Below are 25,982 nucleotides of genomic sequence, written 5' to 3'. Positions count from 1 at the left end.
ACCGAACTCATTCAGTCCCTTACTATCAATCAATGCGCTTCTAACCAATTCATGCCCGTTCCAATCTCCACCATTATCGGTACAGTAGTTTTAATGGCATTCTTCATGTTATCCATGATGATGGGTTTTACGATATCCAGTTCGTTAAAAGGCACATCGAAAACCAATTCGTCATGCACCTGCATGGTCATGCGTGAGCCGAGATTTTTAGCGCAAAATTCGCGGTGGATATTAATCATCGCGATCTTAATCATGTCGGCCGCCGAGCCCTGTATCGGGGCGTTAATAGCGTTTCGCTCGGCAAAGCCACGCACGGTTGCATTAGCAGAGTTGATATCGCGCAGGTAGCGGCGACGGCCCATCAGGGTACATACATAACCGTTCTCCCTCGCAAAGTTCATGGTATCTGCCATATAATTTTTAATGCCCGGGAACTGCAGGAAATAGTTTTCTATAATTTCAGCAGCCTCTTTGCGCGGAATGCCCAGGCTTTGCGATAAACCAAACGCCGACTGACCGTAGATGATACCAAAATTTACAGCCTTGGCATTGCGGCGCTGGTCGCCGGTTACCTGGTCAAGGGCAACCCCGTACACGTTTGCGGCAGTGGCGGTATGGATGTCGAGGTTATTCACAAAGGCATCCATCATGTTTTTATCCTTGCTGATCTCGGCAATGATGCGCAGCTCTATCTGCGAGTAATCCGCAGACACAATAGTATGGTTTTCATCCCGCGGGATAAATGCCTTTCTTACCTCCCGGCCGCGCTCTGTGCGGATAGGGATATTTTGTAAGTTAGGGTTGGTTGAGCTTAAGCGGCCTGTGGCAGCTACCGCCTGGTTATATGAGGTGTGCACGCGGCCTGTTTTAGGGTTAACCATCGTAGGCAGTGCGTCTACATAAGTTGATTTTAGTTTTTGCAACTGGCGGTAATCCAGAATGTCACGCACAATATCGCTTTTGGAGGCAAGCGAAAGCAGCACATCTTCGCCGGTTTGATACTGCCCGGTCTTGGTTTTCTTGGCTTTGGGATCGAGCATCAGCTTTTCGAACAGCACTTCGCCTAGTTGCTTGGGGGAGGCAATATTAAAACGCACGCCGGCCTTTTCGTAAACCGTTTTTTCAAGCCTGGCGATATCGCCCTCCAGTTCTTTCGAAAAATCTTTCAGCGTATTATCGTCAATACGTACCCCGGCATATTCCATGTCGGCTAAAACATAAATCAACGGGTGCTCTACTTCATGTATCAGTTTTTCAGCCTCGGCGTTCTTAAGTTTCGGCTCGAAAACAGTGCGGAGCTGAAGGGTGATATCCGCATCTTCCGCTGCATATTCTTTTATTTTTTCTATCTCCACATCGCGCATATTGCCCTGGCCTTTGCCTTTGGCGCCAATTAGCTCCGTAATGCTTACCGGTTTATACCCCAGGTAATTTTCCGACAGTATGTCCATGTTATGGCGGGTATCCGGGTCGATAATGTAGTGTGCCATCATGGTATCAAACAGGTCGCCTTTTACTTCCACGCCATACCATTTCAGCATCAGGATATCGAATTTAAGGTTCTGTCCGGTTTTACCGATGGAAGCATCTTCCAGTACCGGCTTAAATTCCTGCGCAATGGCTGTAGCTTCATTTTGATCCGGAGGGACAGGTACATACCATCCTTCGCCCGGTTTTATGGCAAACGACAAACCTACCAGCTCGCAATGGTTTGCGTCTGTGCCGGTAGTTTCTGTATCGAAACAAAACGTTTTTTGCGTCCTGAGCAGACCGATCAGTTCAGCTCGTTTTTCAAAGGTATCCGCCAGATGGTATTCATGCGGAACGGTATTAATGTTTTTTATATCCGCTGGTGCAGGCGGTTCATAAATATCCTGCACATCAACCGTCATAGAGGTGCGGCCCTCTGCAACCGGACTGCCAAAGAGATCGGTTTGTACCGATACAGCTTTGGTTTCAGTAATGCTGAAATCGTCGCCGAAAACGCGGCGGCCCAGGGTGCGGAATTCCAGTTCGGCAAACAATGGCTCCAATAAATCTTTGCTTGGCGCACATATTTCCAGGCCCGCTTCGTCCAGTTCAACCGGTACACCCAGGTTAATCGTGGCCAGTTTTTTTGATAATAAACCCTGCTCAGCAAATTGCTCCACATTCTCACGCTGCTTCCCTTTCAGTTCATGGCTGTGAGCGATGATCTCCTCCATTGAGCCATATTGTTTTATCAGCGCCTTAGCGGTTTTCTCGCCGATGCCGGGGATGCCAGGGATGTTATCCACCGCATCGCCCCAAAGACCAAGAATATCTATCACTTGTTCCACGCGCTCAATCTCCCACTTCGCCAGTACTTCTTTTACACCCAGTATCTCCATCTCGTTGCCCATGCGGGCAGGCTTGTAGATGAAGATATTATCAGACACCAGCTGCGCGAAATCCTTATCAGGGGTCATGCAATAAACCTGGTAGCCCTGCGCTTCTGCTTTTTTGGCGAGGGTGCCGATGATGTCATCAGCTTCATAACCGTCAGAGGTAATAACGGGTATATTAAAGCCAAGTATAACTTTTTGAATGTAGGGTAAGGCTTTGCTCAAATCCTCCGGCATGGCTTCCCTGTGACCTTTATAATCAGCAAAGTCGGTATGACGTTCTGTTGGCGCGTCGGTATCAAAAACCACGGCCATGTGGGTAGGTTTTTCCTTGCGCAAAACCTCCAGCAGGGTATTGGTAAAGCCCATTACCGCCGAGGTGTTCAACCCGCCTGAGGTAAAGCGTGGTGTTTTGCTTAGTGCAAAATGCGCCCGGTAAATAAGGGCCATGCCATCTAAAAGGAATAACTTCTTCATAATTATTTTTGATTACACCGATTTGGGAATGATTTCACCGATTGCACAGATTACATTTCGTCGAAAGGCGATTTCATAAACGATGTTTTCAAAAATACAATCTTTAAGTGATTTCACCGATTGAAAATAGATTTGGCCGACCGTATCAGGATTGGTTATTTGGGTAACCGGTGTAACCTTTTTTTTAAAATCGCTTTAATCACTTAAATGAACAGGTGGGTATATGGTCATTCACCATACCGGTGGCCTGCATGTGGGCATAGCATATTGTTGTGCCAAAAAATTTGAAGCCGCGCTTTTTCATATCCTTGCTGATGGCGTCAGAAATCGGCGTGCTGGCAGGGGTCGAGCCGGTGGTATTATTAATAGGTTTACCATCGGGCATAAAGCCATACAGGTATTTATCAAAAGAGCCGAACTCCTTCTGTACCTGTATAAACAGCTTTGCATTATTTATTGCGGCCAGTACTTTCAGACGATTGCGGATGATGCCTTCGTCCTGCATCAGGCGCTCAACATCCGCATCAGTAAACGCTGCAACCTTGTTTACATCAAAATCAGCAAATGCCTTCCGGTAATTTTCACGGCGGCGCAATATGGTTATCCAGCTCAAACCAGCCTGGGCCGATTCAAGTATTAAAAACTCAAACAGTATTTTATCATCATGAACTTCCTTACCCCATTCTTCGTCATGATATTTGATGTAGAGTTCGTCGTTTCCCGGCCAGTGGCAGCGAATCAAGTCCTTAGTCTTGAGTTTTGAGTTTTGAGTCATTTTATTTGAATTTATCTGGATTGTTCATCATATAATCAGTAAACGCGTCACCTCTTCGCTTAGCTGGTTTAATCCGATGTATTATCGTTGGTAATATATATTTTTCTGAATTAAAATCTTTTTTTGACTCAGGACTCAAGACTTGAGTTCAGCTCATCCCAATACTCCACCGCTCTTCTGTAATGCGGAATCACAATTGAGCCGCCAACCAGGTTGGCGATCATAAACACCTCGTTCATTTCTTCATGATTTACACCGGCTTCATGGCATTTGCCGAGATGATATTTTATACAATCGTCGCAGCGCAGCACCATCGAGGCAACCAGCCCAAGCATCTCCTTGGTCTTTACGTCGAGCGCACCATCGGCATAAGTGGTGGTGTCTAAAGCAAAAAAACGTTTAATGTTGGTGTTGGACGACTCCATTATCCGGGCGTTCATCCTGGTTCGGTAGCTTTCAAAATCGTCTATAAGTTTTCCCATGGGTGGATAATTAGTGAATGATTGATTTTTTAATTCGGAATTCAGCTCTCCGGTTTCTGAATTAAAGGCAAATATCATTAATTTAGGCACACTGAAAGTTCATTTCAATTTAACTTTTTAATTGACTGGACAGACGTTAAAAAAATCCGCAATTAAACTTCCGAAATCCGCATTCAAATGATTGAATTTCTCCGTGCAGACCATGTGAATATCTGCGTCCCGCCGGAACGCCTGGAAGAGGCCCGGCGCTTTTATGCTGATGTAATCGGCCTTCCTGAGATCTGCCGCCCTGATGTTTTTGGCGCCCCCGGCTATTGGTTCCAGGTATCAAATATCGAGCTTCACATTGGCATCGAACCACCCAAGCCGCAATCGATGCGGCATATGGCCTGGGAGGTTAAAAATCTTGAAGAGGCTGCGAAACATTTGGAGGCTAACAACGTAAAAGTGATAGAAGAATGTGAGATTCCCGGCCGGTTAAGATTTTCGTTTATCGACCCGTTCGGCAACCGCACAGAACTATTACAAATGATTAATCAATAGGTGACTATTAAAAATAAATTAGCCTTTTAAAGCCAAAGATTGTTATGAAATTCATGTCGAAAAAAGTTCACGAGATAATTGATATCCTGGTATGCGTTTTCCTGCTGGCCTCGCCTGTGATTTTCGGTTTTCCCGGAACGCTGGGATTGCTGACCTATGCACTTGGTGTGGCCTATTCCGCGCTGGCTTTTGTAACAAGCTTTAAGATTATCCCGATAGAAGTACATGAAGTGTTTGAGTTCATGATCGGCGTTACATCAATTATATTGGCTTACACCCTGTTCGACAACAATGCTGACGGCAAATTATTTTACGTAATATTCGGTAACTGCATCCTGCTTACCTGGCTGGTAACCGATTATAAGGGTACCAGTGCGCATAGCATGACCAAGCTGTAAAGAAATTATTTCCTGATTTAAAGACACGAATTGAAGATAATATGATTCGTGTTTTTTATGGAGAAACGAAAAATTACTGTCAGGATATCAGAGCGCCAACTCTGTCATCGGGTCCCAAAACACATTTTTAAAATCCTGCACCTGGTCGTTTTCTACTTTTACGCCTTCATTTTCTAACAGCGTTTGCATCAGGTTACCACCGAAATGAAATTTAGCAGTTAATACGCCTTCCCGGTTTACCACACGATGTGCCGGAACCGGCGGATGCGCGCCGCCTGCGGCTTGCATGGCCCAACCTACCATACGTGATGATCCTTTTGTGCCCAGGTGCGCTGCAATAGCGCCATAGCTGGTTACCCTGCCTTTTGGGATCAGGCGCGCTACTTCGTAAACGCTTTCGAAAAAGTTGGGTTCTGGCATAGACTATATAATAACAACCTTGTCATTGCGAGGAACGAAGCAACCTCGTCGCAATGTTAACCAATTTTGCATGGCGACCATGTATACCGACGGGGTTGCTTCGTCGTTCCTCGCCGCAATGACGAAAATTGGAAAGTTAAATCTTTAAAATGAAAACTTAAGATAATTAATATTCTTATTATCCTTCAGATATTTCTTCTCGTAGTAGGTTTTTATCGACAGTACTTCATCCGCATGTTCTGACCGATAAAGGTCTTCCGTTTTTACGTGCAGGTTTAAGCCTGTTTCGGCAATTTTTTCGGCGGTATAGGCATGCAGGCCGTCGTTGTCGGTCTTCAGGTTGACAAAGCCTCCCGGTTTTAAAACTGACCTGTACATTTCCAAAAAACGTCCGGATGTTAAGCGCTTTTTCTCGCGGCTTAACTGGGGTTGCGGGTCGGGAAAGGTTATCCAGATCTCATCTACTTCTCCGGGTGCGAAATAATCCAGCAACGTTTCTATCTGGATCCGCAGAAAGCCAACGTTGTTCACGCCGGTTTCCAAAGCCGTTTTAGCCCCGCGCCAGATGCGGTTACCTTTATAGTCGATACCAATGAAATTTTTATCGGGAAACATGGTGGCCAGGTTAACGGTGTATTCGCCTTTGCCGCAGGCCAGTTCCAGCACCAATGGATTATCATTTTTAAAAAAGCTTTTGCTCCATTGCCCCTTAAACGGTTTGCCTGCATCCAACTGTACCACGTTAGCAAAAGTTGCTACCTCGGCAAAACGGCGTAATTTATCTTTTCCCACTTTAAAAAATTTGGGTGCAAAAATAATGTTTTGGCTAAATTAATCCCTTTGATAATCTTTAACATTATTACGCTGCTGACAAAACACTGTCAGCGCTTTTGCCAACCTTATCTGTATCTTTGTGGTAAGCCAATCCTTATTCTTTGAAATTTTTCACGCAGAAAAGGCCTCGCGCAGATTTTACAAAAAATTTTTTTCGGTTTTTGCAAGTTAAAATCGCTCAAGACCTGATCGAAATTTATGGTTTTATTTAGCGGGTAGCGTTTAAAGGCGGTTTTTGAACCGAACGGGCAAAACCGTTTTAGCCCGTTTCCGGGCTGTTTTTGTAGATGGGCAAAAAAGCTTTAGCCTGTTATCGGAGTCCTTTTTGTTACAGGCAAAACGCATTATGCCCGTTTTCAGGCCGGTTTTAGTTACGGGCTAAACGGATTTGGCCCATCTACAGAATCAGGATAATGCCCTTTTCGACTTTTCTGACTTACGGACTCAAACATTGTAACAAATCCACGACAATCCCGGCGCGCCCCTCAGCGTATCCGCTAATGTTTAATATATTTATTCCCAACAAACTGACCCACTTATTTATATGAAAAAACTTTTACTTTTTTGCTGCGCCTTATTCTTTGCGCTGCTTTGCCGGGCACAGGAGACATTCCCGGTAAACGGCCCTTATGACATCCGGCCCGGCCAGTATGCATTCACCAATGCAAACATTGTAGTTAACCCCGATCAAACCATCACCAACGGCACCCTCCTGGTGAAAGACCGTGTGATCGAAGCCGTTGGCGCCGGTGTTAAAATCCCCAAAGGGTATGTAACTATCGACCTGAAAGGTAAGTACATTTACCCCAGCCTGATTGATGCCTATACTACTTATGGTATTCCCGAAGCGCCAAGGCAGGCGTTCGGGCAGGGCTTTGGTTTTGGCCGCCCTGCGGTTCGCGTGTCGACCAAACCAGGCGCTTACGGATGGAACGAAGCTATCCGCCCGGAGATGAACGCCAAAGCCATCTTTCGTGCCGATGAGAAAAAGGCAGAGGACTTTAAAAAGAATGGCTTCGGTACCGTCCACAGTGTAATTGATGATGGCATAGCCCGCGGCACGTCGGCAGTAGTTACCCTTGGTGATGAGCGCGAAAACTTCCTGATGCTGAAAGACGAAGCCGCCGCCAATTATTCTTTCAGCAAAGGCACCGCGACAACCAATTATCCGTCATCGCTGATGGGCGCTATCGCTTTGCTGCGCCAGACTTATTATGACGCCCAATGGTATAAAAATCAGAAAGAAGAATACAACATTTCGCTGGATGAGTTCAACCGCATCCAGAATCTCCCGCAGGTTTTTGAGGTCGGCGACCCGCAGGCTGTGCTTCGCGCCAATAAAATAGGTAAAGAGTTCGGCAAGCAATATATTTTTAAAACCGACGGGCAGGAATACCGCCGCATTGACGCGATGAAAGCAACCGGCGGCAGCTTTATTATCCCGCTGAAATTTCCGGAGGCTTTTGATGTGGAAGATCCCCTGGACGCCCGCAACGTAAGCTATACCCAGTTAAAGGACTGGGAACTGGCGCCAACCAACCCGGCGGTAATGGAAAAAGCAGGCATTAAATTCGCCATCACATCCGACGGCTTAACCAATGCCCGCGATTTTTGGACCAACCTGCGCACCGCTATGGATAATGGCTTAAGTGAAAAGCAGGCCCTGAGCTCCCTAACCACTATCCCGGCAGAAATGCTTGGCGTATCCGACAAAGTGGGCTCCCTCGCAAAAGGTAAACTGGCGAATTTTATCATCACCTCTGACGACCTTTTTAAGAAGGACAATATTATTTATGAAAATTGGATAGAAGGCCGCCAGTATGTGGTTAGCAAAATGGATGTAACCGACCTGCGTGGCAATTATACCGTTTCGAGCGATGCACTGCCGGGCGTAACCTTAAAAATAGGCGGCTCGCCGGGCACATACGATGTGAGCCTGGAACGCACAGGTACCGACAGCACCCGCACCAAGGGCAACCTTACCCGCACCGGCGATTTGGTGAGCATCTACTTCGATTTAAAAAGCAAACCAAGCGGAAACGTAAGGCTGAATGGTTACATCACCAAAACATCGCCGCTTACTTTTACAGGCAGCGGTATTCTGCCTGATGGGTCTGAAATGAAGTGGACGGCAACTTACAGCGGTCCTGCAGCCCCTGAACGCACACGCCCCGAGCCGCCAAAACAGCCGATAGCTGTTGGCCCGGTGGTTTATCCTTTCACCGCCTATGGCCTTACCGAACATCCGAAGGCTGAAACGACCCTGTTTAAAAATGCAACCGTTTGGACCAGTGAAAAAGAAGGTATCCTGCAAAACACCGACGTACTGATAGAGAACGGCAAGATAAAAGCCATCGGCAAAAATCTGGCGGCGGGGAATGCGACAGTAATTGACGCGACAGGCAAACACCTCTCACCCGGCATTGTGGACGAGCACTCGCATATTGCAGCCAGTGGCAGCATTAATGAAGGCACGCAGGCTGTGAGCGCCGAGGTAAGAATTGCCGACGTGCTGAATGCCGAGGATATCAACCTTTATCGCCAGCTGGCAGGCGGGGTTACTACTTCGCATATTCTGCATGGCTCTGCCAACCCGATCGGCGGCCAGACGCAGTTGATCAAACACCGGTGGGGCGTATTGCCTGATGAAATGAAGTTTGAAGGCGCTGACGGCTTTATCAAATTCGCGTTAGGCGAAAACGTTAAGGGCAGCAACAATGGTTTTTCAACCGGGGCACCCCGCTTCCCGCAAACACGCATGGGTGTCGAGGAGGTTTACATCGATGAATTTACCCGTGCCAAAGAATACAAAGCCGCCCGTTTAGCAAAAAACAGCAACACGCGCCGCGACCTGGAACTGGATGCTATCGTAGAGATCATGGACGGCAAACGCTTTATTACCTGCCACTCCTACGTACAGTCTGAAATTAATATGCTGATGCATGTTGCCGACTCGATGGGCTTTAAGATAAATACCTTTACCCACATATTGGAAGGCTACAAAATGGCGGACAAAATGAAAGCGCACGGCATTGCCGGTTCAACCTTCAGCGATTGGTGGGCTTATAAAAACGAGGTTGCTGAAGCCATTCCTTACAATGGTAAGCTGATGCATGACATGGGCGTGGTAACAGCCTTTAACTCAGACGACGAGGAAATGGCCCGCCGCCTGAACCAGGAAGCCGGTAAAGCGGTTACCTATGGGCACATGAGCGAAGAAGAGGCCCTGAAACTGGTTACCATTAACCCTGCTACCATGCTGCACGTTGATAAAAGGATTGGCAGTATTAAAGTTGGCAAAGATGCCGACCTGGTATTATGGTCAGCCGACCCGCTTTCTGTCTACGCTGTTGCCGAGAAGACTTACGTGGATGGTATTCCGTACTGGGATATAGATAAGGATGCAGCTAACCAGAAAGCGATGAAAGCCGATGAAGCAAGGATCATCCAGAAAATGATCGCCGCCAAAAACAAGGGCGCAGCAACGCAAAGGCCAACCGGTCGCCGCCCAAGGAACAATGAGACCGATGAAGACGATGAGTTTGTATCGGGTGATATTGACGGTGTCGGACAGATTAATTCAAATGGCAAATAATCCTTAACAGAAACTGATATGAACAAGATATTTTTATTTTTCGGAGGATTAATGCTCAGCGCGGTCCTCACTTATGGGCAGGCCAACATTTCGCCGGCCCGTGCACAGGCAAAACCTGTCATCATCAAAGGCGCTACCATACATGTGGGCAATGGCCAGGTTATCAATAACGGCTATATCGCTTTCGATAAAGGCAAAATTACCGCTATAGGCGAAGGGGCTGCACCCGGCATTACGGGCGCTGATGTAATTGACGCCACCGGTAAACAGCTTTACCCGGGTTTTATCTGCCCAATCACAACATTGGGCCTTGTTGAAATTGAGGAAGGCGCACGCGGAACAGTTGACGATAGCGAAACAGGCGATCTGAACCCTAATGTCCGTTCCATTATCGCCTACAATACAGATTCTAAAGTAATACCAACCGTGCGTTCAAACGGGATTTTGCTGGCACAGCCCACGCCGACCGGTGGCGGTACTATGCCGGGCATGTCATCGGTAGTACAGCTGGATGCCTGGAACTGGCAGGACGCCGCTTATAAAACCGATATCGGCATTCATCTGAACTGGCCGGTTGCAAGGGCACAAGGCCGCCGCAGGGCTGCGCCAACACCTGGTGTTCCGCAGGAAACACCGGCGGAAAGAGCGCAGAAAGCTATTGCTGCTATCGAAAACCTGTTCAGTGAAGCAAAAGCTTATGCCAATATTGACAAGCCCGAGGTAAAGAACATCCGCCTGGAAGCGATGAAAGGGTTATTTAATGGTACAAAAAAACTGTTTGTAAATGCCGAGGGCGCAAAAGAGATTGTGCAGGCCGTTGCATTTGGTAAAAAATACGGGGTACAGGTAGTGATTGTGGGCGGCAATGAGTCGTACCTGGTTGCAGAAACACTGAAAGAAAACAATGTGCCGGTGATATTAAAGGAAACACAGCGCCTGCCTGATAAAGAAGAAGACGATGTGTACCTGCCTTACAAGCTGCCAAAAATGCTGCAGGATGCAGGCGTAATGTATGGCTTAACCGGCATCGGTTTCTGGCGTCAGCGCAACCTGCCTTTCGAGGCCGGCGAGGCTGTGGGTTATGGCTTAACTAAAGAACAGGCCATCTCCATGATTACCATTAACAATGCCAAAATCCTGGGTATAGATAAAACTACAGGCACGCTCGAAGTAGGTAAGGATGCCAACCTTTTCGTATCAAAAGGCGATGCGCTGGATATGATCACCATCGATGTCGACCGTGCATTTATACAGGGACGAGATATCAATCTTGACAATCTGCATAAGCAGCTTTATAGAAAATTTGCTGATAAATATGGCGTGAAAGCAGATTTGTAGTTAGTGTTTCTACATTATAAAAATAGCGATGGGTTTAAAGCCCATCGCTATTTTTATGCTGCCAGAAAGTATTTTGAAAACCGGGTACTGTTTCAGCGAATGCCCCTTATAATTTGTAAAAGCTGAATTGATCCTGAGGTATCTTATTTTCGCTGTACATATTTTGCTACGAAAGCAGGTTTGTCGTCCCGGTAGCTGCGTACTGCGCCAAACCGGTGCAGCAGCTTGATATATAGCCAGGCTGTATCCAGCTGGTAAGACTTGAAGCCACTGCGGGCGCTTTTTGGATATAGGTGATGATTATTATGCCATTCGCCGGCTACATAGCCGGGCCACAATTGGTTAATAGATTTATCCGCCCGGTTATAGTCGATACCGTCCCGGTGCTTTTCTTTCCCATGTCCATGGCCGTCATAATTAAAGGTACGTACCCCAATGGCCCAGATGCCCGCAGCAGCAAACAGCGAACATGCCAGTGCATTTCCGCCCATAAAATAAAAGGCCAGGTACCAAAACGACCAGTTAAGCAGCCAGGTGAGCACCGCAAGGCCGGGTTGGGCATACGAGCCCCAGTATTGGTACTGCCGGTAACTATTCCCTTTTACGCCGGTGTGCGCCATTAACTGTCTCACGCGGCAGTAGTCTGCTTCATTCAAATCTTTGGCAATTGGCTGATGGTTTACGTCCGCCAGGAAGCAATACAAAAAACCGGCCTGGGCGTTATAAGGGTCGCCCGGCTGGTCAGATTTAGCGTGGTGTACATGGTGGGAGATTACATAAATCTCCTCAGGTATGATGTTAAGTGTAAGCTGCCTGGTAAAAAACTGCCAGAAACGGTTGCGAAAACGGAAAGCGCCATGGGTACAATACCGGTGGTGCCACACTGTCCCGTGTGTCCCCATTATGATCATGCCATATATAAAAGCCGCTCCGGCCGTCCATAGGCTTAAGTATTCAGCTAAAAAAAGTACAAAAAACGGAACGAGGCAAAGCACTTTGAACCAGCTGAAGAACGGCAACCAGTTCCTTCGGTCGTTAAATATGTTCATTCTGTTGAAAAACTCTCTGAGGATAGCGAGTTTAACGGGGCGCACCAATTCTCCCTGCGCGGTTTTCCAGCCGTATGATGGCGGCTGAAGAACGTGATCTAAAAAAGCCATAGTAATATTAAAGTGGGTGGAAAAATTAGTTGCGGAATTTTTTTTCAGGACGGGCTTTCAAATACCGTTTATTATTCATTGGTTATTTTTAAAGCTGTGTTCCATCGCCCGTTCTAAGACGTGATAAAAAAAGTGCCTGATTTGCATGTTGCACATCAGCGCAGCCTGTAATGGCGCAATGAAGATTATTCATTAATTGTCAAGCTGATTCTGGTTATATGAATCTTAAAGATTACCGGAATCAGTTATGGCAATGTCTAAGTGTTGAATTATGAAGATATTTATGCAATGTAGTAAAAAAGTCCCCAAAAATTACATTAAGATGAAAAATATTTTATTGTGCATTTGACTATTTAAACTTATTTTAAATATTTTTTACCAAAAGTAAAAATATGCCAATATTATTAATTACCTTGCAACTCATTAGAAAAATAAGCAATGCAAAAAGAAGGAACAGTGAAATTTTTCAATAACCTCAAAGGGTTTGGATTTATTTCACAAAATGGTACAGACACAGATGTTTTTGTACATTCAACCGGCCTGATTGACCAAATCCGCGAAAACGACAATGTTAGTTTTGATGTGGAAAGCGGTAAAAAAGGCCTTAACGCAGTAAATGTTAAAGTAATTTAATTATCGCTATAAAATTTACAAAAGCACCCGCCCAAACGGCGGGTGTTTTTATTTTATACTATTTAATAATCATTTAAATTTAACAACGGGAAAATCCAGCGAAACATTCAATAAAAAAAGAGAAAGAGAAGCTTAAGAAAAGCAGGAAAAACAAGAAAAATCCGAAGCCCATAAAGCAAGCTCCAGCAAAGGCAAAGGCCTGGAAGATATGATGGCTTATATTGATGAAAATGGCAATATCATTGGCACCCCGTCAATTAGATTAAAACAAAAGCCGGTACAGGCGGACCAGATACAGGTTGCGGTTCCGAAGCGAATACACAACCCTGATGATCAGCTGGACCGCGGTCCAATAAGCTTTTTCAATACCGCCAAAGGTTATGGCTTTATCCGGGATGACAACACACGCGAAAATATTTTCTTCCACGTAAACAGTCTTACGTTCGACGCCAAGGAGAATGATAAGGTAACTTTTTCTACCGGGAAAGGCCTGAAAGGAATCAATGCAGTACAGAGATTGCTAAGGCATAAAGCTAAAAGCTGACGCTGCTCTCTCTTTGTCTATGTAATCGAAAAATAGATGTGCATCGGTGAAGAAGTTTTTGAGCGGCTAATGACAACTGCCTCAATTTCTTTAAATTTAGCGCCTGACATGAATATCTTACTACAGACTACCCGGTTTATCATCAGACAATTTAAGCCAGAAGAAGAGGAAATGTACCTTAGCCTGTTTGATGATGAACGTGTAACGCGGTACCTGCCGGTCCGCAGCCGCGAGGAGCATATCAAAATATTCAGGGATAGCCTGGCTGAACCGGCCCCGGGAAGTATAACAGGCCGCTGGGGTATGTTCGCTGCCGGCGATAATGATTTTATAGGCATGTGCCTGTTGCGGATTTTTGAAGAGGGCCGTGACGATATCGAGCTGGGATACTCCCTGCATCACAACTATTGGGGTAAGGGTATAGCTTCTGAAATGGCCGGTGCACTTTTAACCCGCGCACTCAGCATCCGGCCAGAAACAGTTTTTGTAGCTGTAACCGAGCTGGAAAACATAGCCAGTCAGCGCGTACTGGAGAAAGCCGGAATGAAAAGGATGCCGAATTATATCCGAAACGGCGAGGAACTGGCGTATTTTAAAATGTGAATGAGAATTGCAGGATTTTTTATCAACCGGTGGTTCTTGTATTCACTATACCCGGTTTTTATTTTTCATGAGAAGAGCTGTTTTTAAGCGGGCATTAAACCAAAGCTCCTTCAAAATCCCTTTTTTCGTGTAATCCCGGGTTTTCTCTGTTTACGGCTTTCAGATTTTTCCGCTTCTTCCCAAACCTCATCAGCGCCGTATTGCCGGGCCATTTTGGCGATGCGTTCTTCAAGTGTTTCAGTGGTGAGGCGTTCGCGGCCAAGGCTGTCAACCATTATCGGGAAGGCAAAAGGCGTTGGGCGACTGATGATCTTGAGTATGATATTTTGGGTAACTATACGCTGTAATGCCATACGCATCCTGAATTCTTCCAGTTGAAAAGCCAGCGCCTCGTTATAAGCCTGGCGTACCAGCAGGTTATCCGGTTCGTACTCGCTGAACACCTCGAACAACAGCGAAGCGGATGCCTGCAGGTGCTTGTTTTTTACCTGTTGACCGGGATAGCCGGTGAACACCAGTCCGCCAATGTGAGCGATGTCCCTGAAACGGCGGCGGGCCATTTCGTTGGCATTCAGGCTTGCTTGTATATCGTCTATCAGGTTATCGATGGAGAAGAACGACATATCTTCCAGCACTTCTTCGATGGGCACATCTTCATCGGTCAACAGCTCAAAACCATAGTCGTTCATGGCGATGGAGAAGCTGGCGGGTTTAATTTTGCTGATGCGATAGGCGAAGAGCGAAGCCATTCCCTCGTGTACCAGTCTTCCTTCAAAAGGGTAAAAAAGCAGGTGGTGGCCTTCGCGCGATTTAAACGACTCTATCAAAAATTCATGACTTTGCGGCAGGTGCGATAACTGTGCCTGCAAATCAAACAGGGGCCTTAAAGCCAGTACTTCTTCGTCAGCAGCAATGCCATGCGCCACCTCATCAAGCTTTACCCTGAACATGGCCGACAGCTGCGACGAAAGCGGCATCCTGCCGCCGGCCCAGCTCGGTATCAGCCCTTTTTTTCTGGTTGATTTTTTAACGTAGGCCGACATTTCTTTTATCCGAACGAACTCCAGGCTTTGTCCGGCAAACCAAAAATTATCGCCGGGTTTTAGTTTCGATATAAACGATTCTTCCAGCGTACCAAGGCTGCCGCCGCTTAGCCATCTTACACGGATGCTCACCTCGCTGGTGATTGTGCCGATGCTTAGCCGGTGCCGCATAGCTACCCGGCGGCTGTTTACTTTAAATAGTCCGTTTTCTATTTCAACCTTCAAAAACTCGTCGTACTCAGCAAGGGTTTTACCGCCGGTAGTGATAAAGTCCAGCAACTGGTTAAATTCTTTCCGGGTAATATCTGCAAAGGCAAATGTCCCCTTTACTTCCTCAAATAATTCATCGGCCCTGAAGCCGTCGGAAACGGCGAGCGTTACCATGTATTGTATCAGTACATCCATAGTAAGCAGCATAGGGTCGCGGCTTTCGAAAATGCCTTCCTTTATGGCTTGCTTAAGTGCTGCGCCCTCCAGTAATTCAAGTGAGTGGGTCGGCACAAAGTAGGCTTTCGATACTTCGCCGGGAGCATGACCGCTCCTTCCGGCCCGCTGCATAAACCGCGCGACTCCCTTCGGACTGCCAACCTGCACTACCGTATCAACCGGCCGGAAGTCGACCCCCAAATCAAGACTCGAAGTGCAGACTACCACCTTAAGCGCCTCGGCGTGCAGCGCCTGTTCTACCCAGTTGCGCAGCTCGTTATCCAGCGAGCCATGGTGCATCGCCATGATGCCTGCATATTCGGGGTAGTTGTCCAGGATGGCGTGATACCAAATTTCAGATTGCGACCGCGTATTGGTAAAGATCAGTGTGGTTTTACTTTGCGCAACCAATTCCATTACCTGCGGCAGCAGCTTTAAACCAATGTGCCCTGACCAGGAATAATTCTCAACATTTTCCGGGATAATAGATTTGATCAGCAACTTTTTATCCAGGTTGGCCCGCACCATTTTAATGCGTTCCGGTGGAAAGTTGTTGCCCAGCAGCACCTGCGCTGCTTCTTCCAGGTTGCCAATGGTTGCGCTGATGCCCCAGATTTTGAGCTGGCAGTTGACGGTTGGCAGTTGGCAGTCCTTGTCCGGAGGTTTAATCTTGCTGCTTTTTCTTTTTGTCGGCTGCAAACCGTCAACTGCAGAGTTTTCAATACTGCCAACTGCTGCCTGCCCACTGCCAACTATTCCCAGGGCTTTTAACTTGGAAAGACCTAACTCTACCTGCACCCCTCTTTTTGTACCGAGCAATTCATGCCACTCATCAATTACTACAACCTGCAGGCCCTTAAATATTTTAGGATATTCCTTTTGGGCCAGCATCAGGTGAAGGCTTTCGGGGGTGGTGAGCAGCACTTCAGGTAACTTGCGCTTAAGCGACTGCTTTTCTGCTGCCGGAGTATCACCTGTGCGCGTCATGATCCTCCAGGGAAAACCGAGCTCATCACAAACCTCCTGCATAGCTTTTCGGATATCATTGGTAAGTGCACGGAGCGGTGTTATCCAAAGCATCAGCAAACCATTTTCGGCTTTGGTATTGTAAGTATCCGGGTGCTTGTTGATGAAATCAGCCAGAAAAGGTAAAAACAGCGCGAAGGTTTTACCGCTGCCGGTGGGTGCATTCAGCAAACCTGAGAAGCCTGCCAGGTAGGTAGCTTCCATCTCTTTTTGAAACGGAAACTGTTCCCAGTTCTTCTTTTGATACCAGTCTTGTATAACCTGCTGCCCCTTTGTAATCATGCCAATAATATACAACCGAAAATGCAATAAGTTATCATTTCATTTCAATATGTAATTCAGAAGGGGAGCCGGTGAAAGGCCAGGCTTTATTTCCAAATAAATCACATCGTTTCCTCAACTTCATAAGCCTTTATCGCCCGCTCCCTATCCAGCGTGTTATACAAGCGTTCAGGAATTTCGCCCAGGGTGGATGAATGTACTTTATCGCCCAGGGTATAAAATTCCTGGAAACTCATGATCAGCGGCTTCCATTTATCCGGGTCGATGCGGTTGGCATGGCCATCCATTAATATCGATTCTTCTGCATGGATACGTTGAATGCGCAGCTCAAAGGTCACTATTTTGCCGCGCATGTCAGCATCACCTTCAGCCAGGCCGTGTACAGCTTCAACAACGGCTTCCATATGTACCGGGCATTCGGCGGCGCGTGGGGCGTCTACGGTTTCTGCATCCGTTTTGGTTAACCCGGCTATTTTAAATTTGTCTGGTTCATAACGGTAACCCTTCAGCAATTTTCCTTCGGGCACCGGGTTTGAGCCGGTAGTTTTGGCAAGGCGGTTCACTGCCGCCACTTCATTTACCGACGGCAGGTTTAAAACACATTGCCTGTTCCGCATTAAATTTTGGGTGGTCTTTGAGGCGGCTGCCAGCCCGATCACACACCGCCAGCCCAGCCAGAATATGGAGGACATTGGCGCAAGGTTATCTGTTCCGTTTTCGTTTTTTGTGCCGATAAGCACCACCGGGGTGCCGAAATATAAAATTGAAGGTTCGCTTATAATATGCATAGCTTTTTGATTTAATTAATACATCAAAACTACCGGCTTTGCATGGGCAGGGAAACCCGTTTCTTGCTGATGTATTTTTAATATACACCGTTAAATTTAGCATGTCGCAATATTTATAGAAGCCGAACATTTTGGGGGGCTTTGCGTTATCAGGAAAGAATATACCGCCATGAAAAGTATCATCATACCATTTGCTTTTATAATTGCAATGTTCAGCATAAGCAGTTGCGGACAGCATTCCGGTCACGAGAAGAAAGATAAACAGGATTTAACAGCTGTAAAAGCTATCGATGATACCAGCAAAACCGTCGTGCCTGATAAGCTGATAATACCCGGAAAAAGTATAGGTAAAATTACGATTGGCGGCAATGCCGACAGCCTTTCCGCAATATTAGGCAAGCCCGATTTCAGCGATGCGGCAATGGGGAGCGCCCTCATGACATGGTATGCCAACCACGACAGCAGCAGCTATAAAACCAGTGTATTTGCTCATCATAATTTTGGTTCAACAGACGAAAAAATTGCCCGTATCCGTAAAATTTTGACAACGTCTCCCGATTTTAAAACTGCCGACGGATTGAACACCGGTTTAAATCTCGCGGAATATCAAAAGCATTACCAGCTTAGCCCTGTAAGCACCTACAAAGCTAAAGGGAAAAAGGTAAAAGTTTATGAGGCAAAAGGCAAGGGTATAGCCTTTGAAGTTGATTCGTTAACAGGAAAAGGCGTAGGCATTGTTATCCATCAGCCTAAAGATTCATTGGCGACGTATATTAATTTACATTAATCTGTTATCTGTATCCTGAATCAAAAAGTTCTTCCTGTGTCTTTTACCCAATTATCCAAATCAGCCATTTGCTGCGGATGCTCTTTTATCCATTTGCCGCTTTCGGGTGTGCTGCTGCTAACCAGGCGGGCAAACGCCGGCATATTTGGCGATTGTGCCAGCTTATAGAAATACGCCGCGAGATAATTTCTGAAAAAATCATTGCCGGTCTGTTTTTCTGCCAGTTTGCCGATGTTGGTGAAAATGGCAGTCATTTCTGCTGTAAGCAGGTCGCCTGCTGAGGAATATCTTCTTTTACTAAAATCCGCAACCGCCTGAGTAATGGCCTGGTTAAGTGCGTTTACATCGGATTCCATAGCATGCGACTGTATTTCGCCAGGCCCGGGCTTCAGGTTCCCGCCCTGTATAATGTGTAGCATGTTGCCATAAGCTTCGGCGCTGCGGGCGTTATTAGGCTCCAGCAATATAAAGCTGCAGAATCCTAAAAAGGCCTGCGCCCGTTTATTTTGATGAAAACTTACCAGTGCATACATGCGTTGTGTGCCGGCATGTTTCGGATCGATTTTGATAGCTGCGATAGCGGCCGCTTCAGCTTCGCTATATTGTTTGTTTTTAAAATAGATCAAACCCAATAAATCATAGGCTGCGCCCTTGAGTTTGTTATCAGTTTGCGTAATTTTTTTAAGATAGGGGATGCCTTCCGCCCCTTTATCACTTAAAAATAATGAATTGGCCAACTGGTAACCGGCAAACAGATTGCCGGTATCTGATTTTAAGGCCAGGCGATATTTTTCAATGGCTTGAGCATACTTTTTTTCGTTATTCAATTGCAGGCCTTCCTTAATCAATGCACGCGCATCATCGTTGTTTTGGGCAGATAGCCTGCAACACATTGCCAGTACAAAAAGTGCGGTAAACAGCTGTTTGATACAATTCATGTTTAAAATTATAAAGAGTGTTAACTAAAAGAAAAATATTTAAAACATTTACTTTACAAGTCCTGTATAATTTCTGACTTTTGCTACGTTTACGTTCTTGAGAAATTAGTTTATGAGATTAGTGTACAAGCCCTTAATAATAATTACATCTTTCCTGATAGTTTTAGCCTCCTGCTCTTCAAAACAAAGCGAAAAAAAAGAAAAACCCCTGCCCGGCCCTTCTGCGCCATTCGACACAAAAGCGTTGCTGGCCTATAATCCTAAAGACGCCGATAAAAAAATAGACGCCGTAATGCAGATGCTGCACAAAACGCGTGGCTTTAACGGCAACGTGCTGGTGGCCAAGCATGGTAAGATTATCTATGAAAATGCCATCGGCTGGGCTGATTACCTGCATCGCGACAGTCTTAAGTTGAATTCGCAGTTCGAGCTGGCATCGGTTACCAAAACCATTACCTCAACGGCTATAATGATGCTTTGGGAACAGGGTAAATTAAAACTGGACGACGATGTAAAGAAATATTTCCCCGATTTTCCGTACGATGGTGTTACTATCCGCTTACTGCTCACCCATCGCTCAGGGATGATGAACTATGTATATTTTACCGACGACCTATACCGTGCTGAACACCGTAACCAGCGTAAAGGCCTTACCAATGCCGAGGAGATGGCGCTTATCGCCCAATATAAACCGCGTCCATTCAATAAGCCCAATGCAAGATTTTTATATAACAATTCCAACTTCATGGTGCTGGGGTCGATCATTGAAAAAATTACCGGTCAATCATATGCAGACTTTGTAAAGACACACATCTTTAAGCCCTGCGGCATGGAGCATACGGCCTGTTATTCAAAAGCTGTTTATGATAAAATTCCTGTGGATGTTGTTGGTCACGATCGCGGTCAATGGCGTTATTCAGTTGTGCAAAACTTCCTCGACGGGCCGGTGGGCGATAAAGGCGTTTACAGCACCGTAGGCGATCTTTGGCTTTATGACAGGGCCTTGCGTGCGGGCAGGTTGCTAAAGCAATCAACCATGGATTCGGCATACCAGATACGCAACCCGATGGTGCATGGCCATTTTAGCTATGGCTACGGCTGGCGAATTTTCGAGGCGCCTGATCAGCAGGTAGTGTATCATACAGGCTGGTGGCACGGTTTCAGGCATATTTACCTGCGCGATTTAAAGAATGACATTACAATGGTACTGCTCACAAACCTTTCTAATGGCAGCCTGTTACACCTGGACGAGTTATTTAAAGCCGTAGGTATGCCAATTGTACGCAAAAGCGCCTACAACGGCAGCGGCGAAACAAGTGATGACTGATAATTAGTTGTAGAGGTTGTGATGGTTGGAATAAGTTGAGGTAGTTGCGGATGCTGCAGCGGTTATAATGTTGCTTATATCAATTCAACTTTGATACCTTTGCTTACCCAATACAATATTTACAACAATACAATATTTACAATCAAACATTATGTTCGATAAACTAATGCAGGCCCAGCAGAAAGCGGGCGAGATAAAGCAAAGGCTGGATGCTATAACCGTTACCGGCAGTGCTGAAGGTGGCAAAATTACCGTAAAGGCTAATGCCAGCAAGGTGGTGCAATCAGTAACTATCGATGAAGAATTTTTGAAAGCAGCCGATAAGGAAGAGCTGGAAGAACTGTTGGTTATCGCCATAAATAAAGCGATGGAACAGGCTGATAACGTAAGCCAAAGCGAAATGGCTGCGATGACCAAAGATATGTTTGGCGGGCTGTTCTGATTTCGTTATTTAAATTATTCGGCATTTTTAATCTACCCAAAAACAAAATATTCACCATGAAAACTACCTATTACGGACAGTCGACCTTTATGCTGGAGGCCGGCGGAAAGAAACTTTTATTCGACCCATTTATTACGCCAAACCCTGCTGCCGGGCACATCGATATTCATAGCCTGAAACCGGATTATATACTTGTTTCGCACGGGCACGGCGATCATGTTGCCGATTTACTTGCCATACAAAAAAGCAGCGGCGCAAAAGTTATTTGTATTGCCGAAATTGCCGGATGGCTGGGCAAACACGGTGTTGATGATGCTCATGGCATGAACATTGGCGGTGGTTTCAATTTTGATTTTGGCCGCGTAAAAATGGTAAATGCAGTGCACTCAAGTACCATGCCCGACGGCTCTGCAGGCGGCAACCCTGCCGGCTTTGTGATATGGGCAGATGGCAAGGTGATTTACTTTGCCGGTGATACCGCCCTTACCTATGATATGAAATTACTGGCCGGCGAAAATCTCGACTGGGCCTACCTGCCTATAGGCGATAACTATACCATGGGAGTTGATGATGCGATAAAGGCATGTGGTTTTATCAATTGTAAAAATGTTATCGGCATGCATTATGATACATTCCCTGTTATTAAAATCGATAAGCAGGATGCTGAAGAAAAGTTTATAAAGGCCGGCATAAATATCAAATTGCCCGGACTTGGAGAAAGTATAGAATTATAACCAAACCAAAACATGAAGCCCCGTTCGGCGACCGAACGGGGCTTCATGTTTTGTACAGAACTCCTTTCCCGGCTTCTTTTAAATCACAGTTCCGTTAGGAATAACTGCGCGTTTCTTAATGATTACGATGCCATCCTGCACTGTGTAAGACTGAAAGTCGCCATTCGGCAGCGGGTCTCCCACGTTTATTTTTACATCGTCGCCAATGCATGCGTTTTTATCGATAATAGCATTACGGATATGGCAGCGGTCGCCAATGCCCATAATCGGCGTTTGGTTTGCGTGCGCCTCGTTTATTTGCTCCAGGGTTTGATAATTATCATTACCCATTACATAACAGTTTTCAATAACTGTTTCAAAACCTATACGCGTACGGATACCGATCAGCGCCCGCGTTAACTGTTTCGCATTGATGATGCATCCGTCTGCTATGATAACCTTGTCTACATGCGTTCCCGACATTTTGGACGGCGGAAGCATGCGTGCCCGGGTAAATATCGGGTGCTTATCAAACAGATTAAATTTAGGTATATCATCTGTCAGGCCGATATTTGCCTCAAAAAATGATGGAATAGTACCGATATCTGTCCAGTAACCCTCATACTGATAGCTTAACACCCTGTGATCAGCGATGGATTGCGGGATGATTTCTTTACCAAAGTCTGTACGGTCATTACCTTCCAGCAGTTCATAAAGCAGCTTTTTATTAAAAATATAAATACCCATGGAAGCCAGGTAAACCCGGCCTTCAGCTTCCATCTCCGGACTAACATCCGAGGCCCAGCTCTCAAAATTCGATTTTGGCTTTTCTATAAAAGCAGTGATCATGCTGTTGTGATCGGTTTTCAGGATTCCAAACCCGGGAACGTCGTTGGCATGAACCGGGATAGTGGCAATGGATATTTCAGCGTTGGCAGCGATGTGCTTCTCAACCATGTCGTTAAAATCCATCTGGTAGAGCTGGTCGCCTGATAGTATCAGCACATATTCAAAATCGTGCACTGCCAGGTGGTGCAAACATTGCCTTACCGCATCGGCTGTGCCCTGGTACCAGCCTACGTTGGTTGGGGTTTGTTCAGCGGCCAGAATATCCACAAAGGCTTCGCTGAAGTTGCTGAAGTGGTAAGTGTTTTTAATGTGCTTGTTAAGCGATGCTGAGTTAAACTGCGTCAGCACGTACATCCTGTGGATGCCCGAATGCAAACAGTTTGATATAGGTATATCCACAAGGCGGTATTTACCGGCAATTGGTACAGCGGGTTTTGAGCGTGTTGTGGTTAAGGGAGCCAAACGGCTGCCCTGTCCTCCGCCAAGAACGATGCAAATTACTTTCGAGGTCATATGGTTGGATTTAAGCTTTCATAAAGGGTTATATATCGATTGGCCGATCGGTCCCACGAAAAATCGAGGCCCATCATCAGCTTACGCAAGGTATTCAGATGTTTGGTGTTGTTATATAACGCAATGGCGCGGGTTACCGAAGTGCAGATATCCTCCACTGACGCATGATTGAAACGAATACCATAACCGCCTTCGTCACCAAAATCGATCACAGAATCGTGCAAGCCACCGGTATTTCTTACTATCGGAACGGTACCATAACGTAATGAGTACAGTTGATTAAGCCCGCAGGGCTCCACACGCGAGGGCATCAGAAGAAAATCGGCGCCCGCATAGATAAGATGCGCCAGCGGTTCGTCATAGCCGATAAACACAGCGCACTGTTCCGGATAAAAATCACGCAATTCAATTAGCTCGGTTTCGTTTTCTTTTTCCCCTGCACCCAAAGCTAAAAAGTTAAACTGACCGGGATGCTCGTTAAAGCTTTCTTCCATGGCGGTAGCTATCAGGTCGGCGCCTTTTTCCCCCACCAAACGGCCTATAAATACTATAAGTGGCGCCTCAGGGGATAGGTTAAATCGTTCGCATAACAACTGTTTATTTGCCTGCTTTCCTTTTACAAATGTTTTTACATCAAATTTTGCAGGTAGCATAGGGTCTGTTTTGGGGTTCCAAACAGCCGTATCAATGCCGTTAAGGATGCCAACGCCTTTGCTGCTTTCCATGTGAAACAAAAATTCGAGCCCGTTAGAGCTGATTGAAAGTTCGTGCAGGTAGGTAGGCGATACAGTTGTATAGCGCCAGCAGCATTTTACGGCCGTAGCCAGCGGATTTATGGCTCCAGCCCAGTCCAGCAGGCCCGTTTTCGACAGGTCAATTTCCGGAAGATAAGATAACTTGTCCCATCCGAACGCACCATGATACTGTCCGTTGTGTATCGTAAAAACGGTTGGGGTGTTAGCCAGCCTGGTGTAAAGCCTTGAGCACTGCAATAAAAACGGAACCAGTCCCGTGTGATGATCATGACAGTGGATAACATCCGGCGACTGTTGTGAGTAGCTTATCCAGTCTAAGAAAGCAATTTGAAAAGCTACAAACTGCTCGGTTTCATCGGGGTATTGGTAAACTTCAGTACGGTCAATTAGTCCGGGTATTCTTATCAGGAAAAGCTCAAACCCAAGCTTATCCGTTTTCTCCTTTAATATTTCGAAAAATAAACGGCGTGTGCCAAGCAGGGTCGATGCTGCAAAAACGATATCGAATTCGTTTTCCTGTACAAATTTACGTTCATAATAAGGCATCACCACTGCAGCCTGCCAGCCCAGCTGATTCTGGTATTTGGGCAAAGCGCCCACAACATCGGCCAGGCCGCCTACTTTGGCAACCGGATAACACTCGGCACTCAGGTGAAAAACTCTCATAGGAGGTATTTTATTGGCTCAATTTAAGCAAAGAATTGGTTAAATATAGAACCCCCGGGCATACAATGTGTTTAAAAAAATAATTTTTATTATTTGTTTAGTTGATAAGGGCATTCATTCGTAATATGAGCCGCTTACTGTGCTTTTATTATAATAATGATATTTTTCGACGCCTATCTACGGTCAATTTTAAGAAAATAACAAAAGAAGCGCACTTGCTTGGTTTGATGAACCCGATTGAATTATTTACGCTGCAACCCAAATAGCATCAGTAAACCAATGTTTGCTGTCGAAGAAATGAACAGCAGGTTTAAAGGATGCGGTAAGCGCCATATTATCAATTTCAGCCACCGTAAACTTTTGGGATATCTCCATAAATATATATTCATCCTTCGCAAAAAAGATGCTTTTGCCTTGTATACTTACAGTTTGATCGCGCAGGCTGATGAGGTAGCTTTTGCAGGCCCCGGTTTCAGGATCATACGTTGGATAGTGCTCAAACTGGCTGACATCAAAATCCCCGCCCAGCTCGCGGTTAATACGTTCAAGCATGTTAAGGTTAAAACGTTTGGTAATCCCCTCCTTATCGTTATAGGCCGCCAGAACAGTAGCCGGGTTTTTCTTTAGGTCTACGCCGATCAGCATCATATCGCCCGCCGATAAGTGGCTGCGCACATCGGCGCAAAACTGGGTTGCAACGTCCAACGGCATATTGCCGATGTTCGAGCCTAAAAACATTACTACTTTACGTTTATTTGAAATAACCGAAGCTTTTTTCAGCATGTCGAAATATTCGCCGTTCAGGCCGGTCATTTGCAGGTTCGGCAAGGTAACAGGCAAGGTAATGTTGAGGTAGGATATAGTATTCGACGAAATATCGATAGGCAGATAACTGAAATCGGCCCCCTTCTCCAAAAGATATTTTAGCAGGTAGGTTGATTTGGAAGCATCCCCCGCACCGAGCTCAATCAGATCGAACGCATCCCCATCGCCCATAATGGCTTCGCATATTTCTGCTGTTTTTTCAGAAAATATTTCCAGTTCGCAATTGGTTGGGTAATATTCATCACAAGCCATCAGGTCCTGGAAAAGTTTGTCGCCCACGGCATCATAAAAATACATCGAACTTAAGAATTTTGGGGATGAACTCAATCCGCAAATCACGTCCTCGTAAAATTTTCCCGTTCTGCAGTTTGATTGTCCCTGCATTTCTTCTTTCGCTATAGTGGTGTCGGTATTCTTCATTAGGTTTCGGTTACATA

Annotated in this window: 23 protein-coding genes; 11 read left to right on the top strand and 12 right to left on the bottom strand. The window is 45.9% G+C overall.

Going from position 1 to position 25,982, the window contains the following annotated elements; all coding sequences use genetic code 11:
* Positions 1 to 29: 29 nt before the first annotated feature.
* From polA to Q3W13_RS16225, 3 genes are all read right to left on the bottom strand, one after another.
* Entirely contained in the window at positions 30 to 2,840 is a 2,811-nt protein-coding gene (gene polA / locus Q3W13_RS16235; RefSeq protein ID WP_302865492.1) for a DNA polymerase I, read from the bottom strand.
* A gap of 199 nt (positions 2,841 to 3,039) precedes the next feature.
* A complete protein-coding gene (locus Q3W13_RS16230) occupies positions 3,040 to 3,615 on the bottom strand; it encodes a DNA-3-methyladenine glycosylase I (RefSeq protein ID WP_302865491.1) in 576 nt (191 codons plus the stop codon).
* Positions 3,616 to 3,743: 128 nt separating this feature from the next.
* Positions 3,744 to 4,097, bottom strand: a complete 354-nt coding sequence (locus Q3W13_RS16225) for a carboxymuconolactone decarboxylase family protein (protein ID WP_302865489.1) — start codon at positions 4,095 to 4,097, stop codon at positions 3,744 to 3,746.
* Positions 4,098 to 4,274: 177 nt separating this feature from the next.
* On the opposite strand from Q3W13_RS16225, the gene Q3W13_RS16220 reads away from it, so the two are divergent.
* Entirely contained in the window at positions 4,275 to 4,640 is a 366-nt protein-coding gene (locus Q3W13_RS16220; RefSeq protein ID WP_302865488.1) for a VOC family protein, read from the top strand.
* Positions 4,641 to 4,693: 53 nt separating this feature from the next.
* A complete protein-coding gene (locus tag Q3W13_RS16215; protein ID WP_302865485.1) occupies positions 4,694 to 5,038 on the top strand; it encodes a hypothetical protein in 345 nt (114 codons plus the stop codon).
* Positions 5,039 to 5,125: 87 nt separating this feature from the next.
* Here Q3W13_RS16215 and Q3W13_RS16210 read toward each other — a convergent pair whose 3' ends face one another.
* Positions 5,126 to 5,458 carry an MGMT family protein gene (locus Q3W13_RS16210; protein ID WP_302865483.1) on the bottom strand — a complete coding sequence of 111 codons (333 nt, stop codon included), beginning with the start codon at positions 5,456 to 5,458 and terminating at the stop codon, positions 5,126 to 5,128.
* Between the two features lie 144 nt (positions 5,459 to 5,602).
* Positions 5,603 to 6,250 carry a tRNA (guanosine(46)-N7)-methyltransferase TrmB gene (trmB, locus tag Q3W13_RS16205; protein WP_302865482.1) on the bottom strand — a complete coding sequence of 216 codons (648 nt, stop codon included), beginning with the start codon at positions 6,248 to 6,250 and terminating at the stop codon, positions 5,603 to 5,605.
* A gap of 586 nt (positions 6,251 to 6,836) precedes the next feature.
* Between trmB and Q3W13_RS16200 the strand changes: the two genes are divergently transcribed.
* Together Q3W13_RS16200 and Q3W13_RS16195 are read left to right on the top strand one after the other, a co-directional pair.
* Entirely contained in the window at positions 6,837 to 9,887 is a 3,051-nt protein-coding gene (locus Q3W13_RS16200) for an amidohydrolase family protein (RefSeq protein ID WP_302865481.1), read from the top strand.
* Positions 9,888 to 9,905: 18 nt separating this feature from the next.
* Entirely contained in the window at positions 9,906 to 11,225 is a 1,320-nt protein-coding gene (locus Q3W13_RS16195; RefSeq protein ID WP_302865479.1) for an amidohydrolase family protein, read from the top strand.
* A 143-nt stretch (positions 11,226 to 11,368) separates the two neighbouring features.
* On the opposite strand, the gene Q3W13_RS16190 is transcribed toward Q3W13_RS16195, so the two are convergent.
* Positions 11,369 to 12,385, bottom strand: a complete 1,017-nt coding sequence (locus Q3W13_RS16190) for a fatty acid desaturase (RefSeq protein ID WP_302865477.1) — start codon at positions 12,383 to 12,385, stop codon at positions 11,369 to 11,371.
* A gap of 438 nt (positions 12,386 to 12,823) precedes the next feature.
* On the opposite strand from Q3W13_RS16190, the gene Q3W13_RS16185 reads away from it, so the two are divergent.
* The 3 genes from Q3W13_RS16185 (at position 12,824) to Q3W13_RS16175 (ending at position 14,165) form a co-directional block, all read left to right on the top strand.
* Positions 12,824 to 13,018: a cold-shock protein gene (locus Q3W13_RS16185; protein ID WP_302865475.1), complete on the top strand. Its 195-nt coding sequence runs from the start codon at positions 12,824 to 12,826 to the stop codon at positions 13,016 to 13,018.
* 208 nt (positions 13,019 to 13,226) lie between these two features.
* Positions 13,227 to 13,562: a cold-shock protein gene (locus Q3W13_RS16180; RefSeq protein ID WP_302865473.1), complete on the top strand. Its 336-nt coding sequence runs from the start codon at positions 13,227 to 13,229 to the stop codon at positions 13,560 to 13,562.
* 108 nt (positions 13,563 to 13,670) lie between these two features.
* The gene (locus tag Q3W13_RS16175) at positions 13,671 to 14,165 is read left to right on the top strand and encodes a GNAT family N-acetyltransferase (protein ID WP_302865467.1); all 495 of its coding nucleotides are present in this window, start codon (positions 13,671 to 13,673) and stop codon (positions 14,163 to 14,165) included.
* A 110-nt stretch (positions 14,166 to 14,275) separates the two neighbouring features.
* Here Q3W13_RS16175 and Q3W13_RS16170 read toward each other — a convergent pair whose 3' ends face one another.
* Together Q3W13_RS16170 and Q3W13_RS16165 are read right to left on the bottom strand one after the other, a co-directional pair.
* The gene (locus tag Q3W13_RS16170; protein WP_302865465.1) at positions 14,276 to 16,942 is read right to left on the bottom strand and encodes a ligase-associated DNA damage response DEXH box helicase; all 2,667 of its coding nucleotides are present in this window, start codon (positions 16,940 to 16,942) and stop codon (positions 14,276 to 14,278) included.
* Between the two features lie 101 nt (positions 16,943 to 17,043).
* A complete protein-coding gene (locus Q3W13_RS16165; protein ID WP_302865463.1) occupies positions 17,044 to 17,730 on the bottom strand; it encodes a flavin reductase family protein in 687 nt (228 codons plus the stop codon).
* 169 nt (positions 17,731 to 17,899) lie between these two features.
* Here Q3W13_RS16165 and Q3W13_RS16160 point away from each other — a divergent pair, with 169 nt between their 5' ends.
* Positions 17,900 to 18,517, top strand: coding sequence for a hypothetical protein (locus Q3W13_RS16160; protein ID WP_302865461.1), 618 nt, complete (start codon positions 17,900 to 17,902; stop codon positions 18,515 to 18,517).
* A gap of 20 nt (positions 18,518 to 18,537) precedes the next feature.
* Here the strand turns inward: Q3W13_RS16160 and Q3W13_RS16155 are convergent, their stop codons facing one another.
* Positions 18,538 to 19,455, bottom strand: coding sequence for a tetratricopeptide repeat protein (locus tag Q3W13_RS16155; RefSeq protein ID WP_302865460.1), 918 nt, complete (start codon positions 19,453 to 19,455; stop codon positions 18,538 to 18,540).
* Between the two features lie 112 nt (positions 19,456 to 19,567).
* Between Q3W13_RS16155 and Q3W13_RS16150 the strand changes: the two genes are divergently transcribed.
* From Q3W13_RS16150 to Q3W13_RS16140, 3 genes are all read left to right on the top strand, one after another.
* Complete coding sequence (locus Q3W13_RS16150; RefSeq protein WP_302865458.1) at positions 19,568 to 20,782, top strand: serine hydrolase; 1,215 nt, start codon at positions 19,568 to 19,570, stop codon at positions 20,780 to 20,782.
* A gap of 151 nt (positions 20,783 to 20,933) precedes the next feature.
* On the top strand, positions 20,934 to 21,224 hold the full coding sequence (locus Q3W13_RS16145) for a YbaB/EbfC family nucleoid-associated protein (RefSeq protein ID WP_302865456.1): 291 nt from the start codon (positions 20,934 to 20,936) through the stop codon (positions 21,222 to 21,224).
* Positions 21,225 to 21,280: 56 nt separating this feature from the next.
* Entirely contained in the window at positions 21,281 to 21,958 is a 678-nt protein-coding gene (locus Q3W13_RS16140) for a metal-dependent hydrolase (protein WP_302865453.1), read from the top strand.
* A 78-nt stretch (positions 21,959 to 22,036) separates the two neighbouring features.
* Here Q3W13_RS16140 and Q3W13_RS16135 read toward each other — a convergent pair whose 3' ends face one another.
* From Q3W13_RS16135 to Q3W13_RS16125, 3 genes are all read right to left on the bottom strand, one after another.
* A complete protein-coding gene (locus Q3W13_RS16135; protein ID WP_302865452.1) occupies positions 22,037 to 23,299 on the bottom strand; it encodes a glucose-1-phosphate adenylyltransferase in 1,263 nt (420 codons plus the stop codon).
* On the bottom strand, positions 23,296 to 24,720 hold the full coding sequence (locus Q3W13_RS16130; protein ID WP_302865449.1) for a glycogen synthase: 1,425 nt from the start codon (positions 24,718 to 24,720) through the stop codon (positions 23,296 to 23,298). Before Q3W13_RS16130 ends, Q3W13_RS16135 begins: the two co-directional genes overlap by 4 nt.
* A 246-nt stretch (positions 24,721 to 24,966) precedes the next feature.
* Positions 24,967 to 25,965: an L-histidine N(alpha)-methyltransferase gene (locus Q3W13_RS16125; protein ID WP_302865447.1), complete on the bottom strand. Its 999-nt coding sequence runs from the start codon at positions 25,963 to 25,965 to the stop codon at positions 24,967 to 24,969.
* Positions 25,966 to 25,982: the final 17 nt, after the last annotated feature.

The organism is Mucilaginibacter sp. L3T2-6 (genome assembly GCF_030519355.1).
In the GTDB taxonomy this organism is placed as follows: Bacteria; Bacteroidota; Bacteroidia; order Sphingobacteriales; family Sphingobacteriaceae; genus Mucilaginibacter.
This window is presented reverse-complemented; position numbering and strand designations above follow the sequence as displayed.

Bases quoted from the DNA above. Each gene is read 5' to 3' on its own strand.
- polA (WP_302865492.1), bottom strand. From the start codon at position 2,840: ATGAAGAAGTTATTCCTTTTAGATGGCATGGCCCTTATTTACCGGGCG.
- Q3W13_RS16230 (WP_302865491.1), bottom strand. From the start codon at position 3,615: ATGACTCAAAACTCAAAACTCAAGACTAAGGACTTGATTCGCTGCCAC.
- Q3W13_RS16225 (WP_302865489.1), bottom strand. From the start codon at position 4,097: ATGGGAAAACTTATAGACGATTTTGAAAGCTACCGAACCAGGATGAAC.
- Q3W13_RS16220 (WP_302865488.1), top strand. From the start codon at position 4,275: ATGATTGAATTTCTCCGTGCAGACCATGTGAATATCTGCGTCCCGCCG.
- Q3W13_RS16215 (WP_302865485.1), top strand. From the start codon at position 4,694: ATGTCGAAAAAAGTTCACGAGATAATTGATATCCTGGTATGCGTTTTC.
- Q3W13_RS16210 (WP_302865483.1), bottom strand. From the start codon at position 5,458: ATGCCAGAACCCAACTTTTTCGAAAGCGTTTACGAAGTAGCGCGCCTG.
- Q3W13_RS16200 (WP_302865481.1), top strand. From the start codon at position 6,837: ATGAAAAAACTTTTACTTTTTTGCTGCGCCTTATTCTTTGCGCTGCTT.
- Q3W13_RS16195 (WP_302865479.1), top strand. From the start codon at position 9,906: ATGAACAAGATATTTTTATTTTTCGGAGGATTAATGCTCAGCGCGGTC.
- Q3W13_RS16190 (WP_302865477.1), bottom strand. From the start codon at position 12,385: ATGGCTTTTTTAGATCACGTTCTTCAGCCGCCATCATACGGCTGGAAA.
- Q3W13_RS16185 (WP_302865475.1), top strand. From the start codon at position 12,824: ATGCAAAAAGAAGGAACAGTGAAATTTTTCAATAACCTCAAAGGGTTT.
- Q3W13_RS16180 (WP_302865473.1), top strand. From the start codon at position 13,227: ATGATGGCTTATATTGATGAAAATGGCAATATCATTGGCACCCCGTCA.
- Q3W13_RS16175 (WP_302865467.1), top strand. From the start codon at position 13,671: ATGAATATCTTACTACAGACTACCCGGTTTATCATCAGACAATTTAAG.
- Q3W13_RS16170 (WP_302865465.1), bottom strand. From the start codon at position 16,942: ATGATTACAAAGGGGCAGCAGGTTATACAAGACTGGTATCAAAAGAAG.
- Q3W13_RS16165 (WP_302865463.1), bottom strand. From the start codon at position 17,730: ATGCATATTATAAGCGAACCTTCAATTTTATATTTCGGCACCCCGGTG.
- Q3W13_RS16160 (WP_302865461.1), top strand. From the start codon at position 17,900: ATGAAAAGTATCATCATACCATTTGCTTTTATAATTGCAATGTTCAGC.
- Q3W13_RS16155 (WP_302865460.1), bottom strand. From the start codon at position 19,455: ATGAATTGTATCAAACAGCTGTTTACCGCACTTTTTGTACTGGCAATG.
- Q3W13_RS16150 (WP_302865458.1), top strand. From the start codon at position 19,568: ATGAGATTAGTGTACAAGCCCTTAATAATAATTACATCTTTCCTGATA.
- Q3W13_RS16145 (WP_302865456.1), top strand. From the start codon at position 20,934: ATGTTCGATAAACTAATGCAGGCCCAGCAGAAAGCGGGCGAGATAAAG.
- Q3W13_RS16140 (WP_302865453.1), top strand. From the start codon at position 21,281: ATGAAAACTACCTATTACGGACAGTCGACCTTTATGCTGGAGGCCGGC.
- Q3W13_RS16135 (WP_302865452.1), bottom strand. From the start codon at position 23,299: ATGACCTCGAAAGTAATTTGCATCGTTCTTGGCGGAGGACAGGGCAGC.
- Q3W13_RS16130 (WP_302865449.1), bottom strand. From the start codon at position 24,720: ATGAGAGTTTTTCACCTGAGTGCCGAGTGTTATCCGGTTGCCAAAGTA.
- Q3W13_RS16125 (WP_302865447.1), bottom strand. From the start codon at position 25,965: ATGAAGAATACCGACACCACTATAGCGAAAGAAGAAATGCAGGGACAA.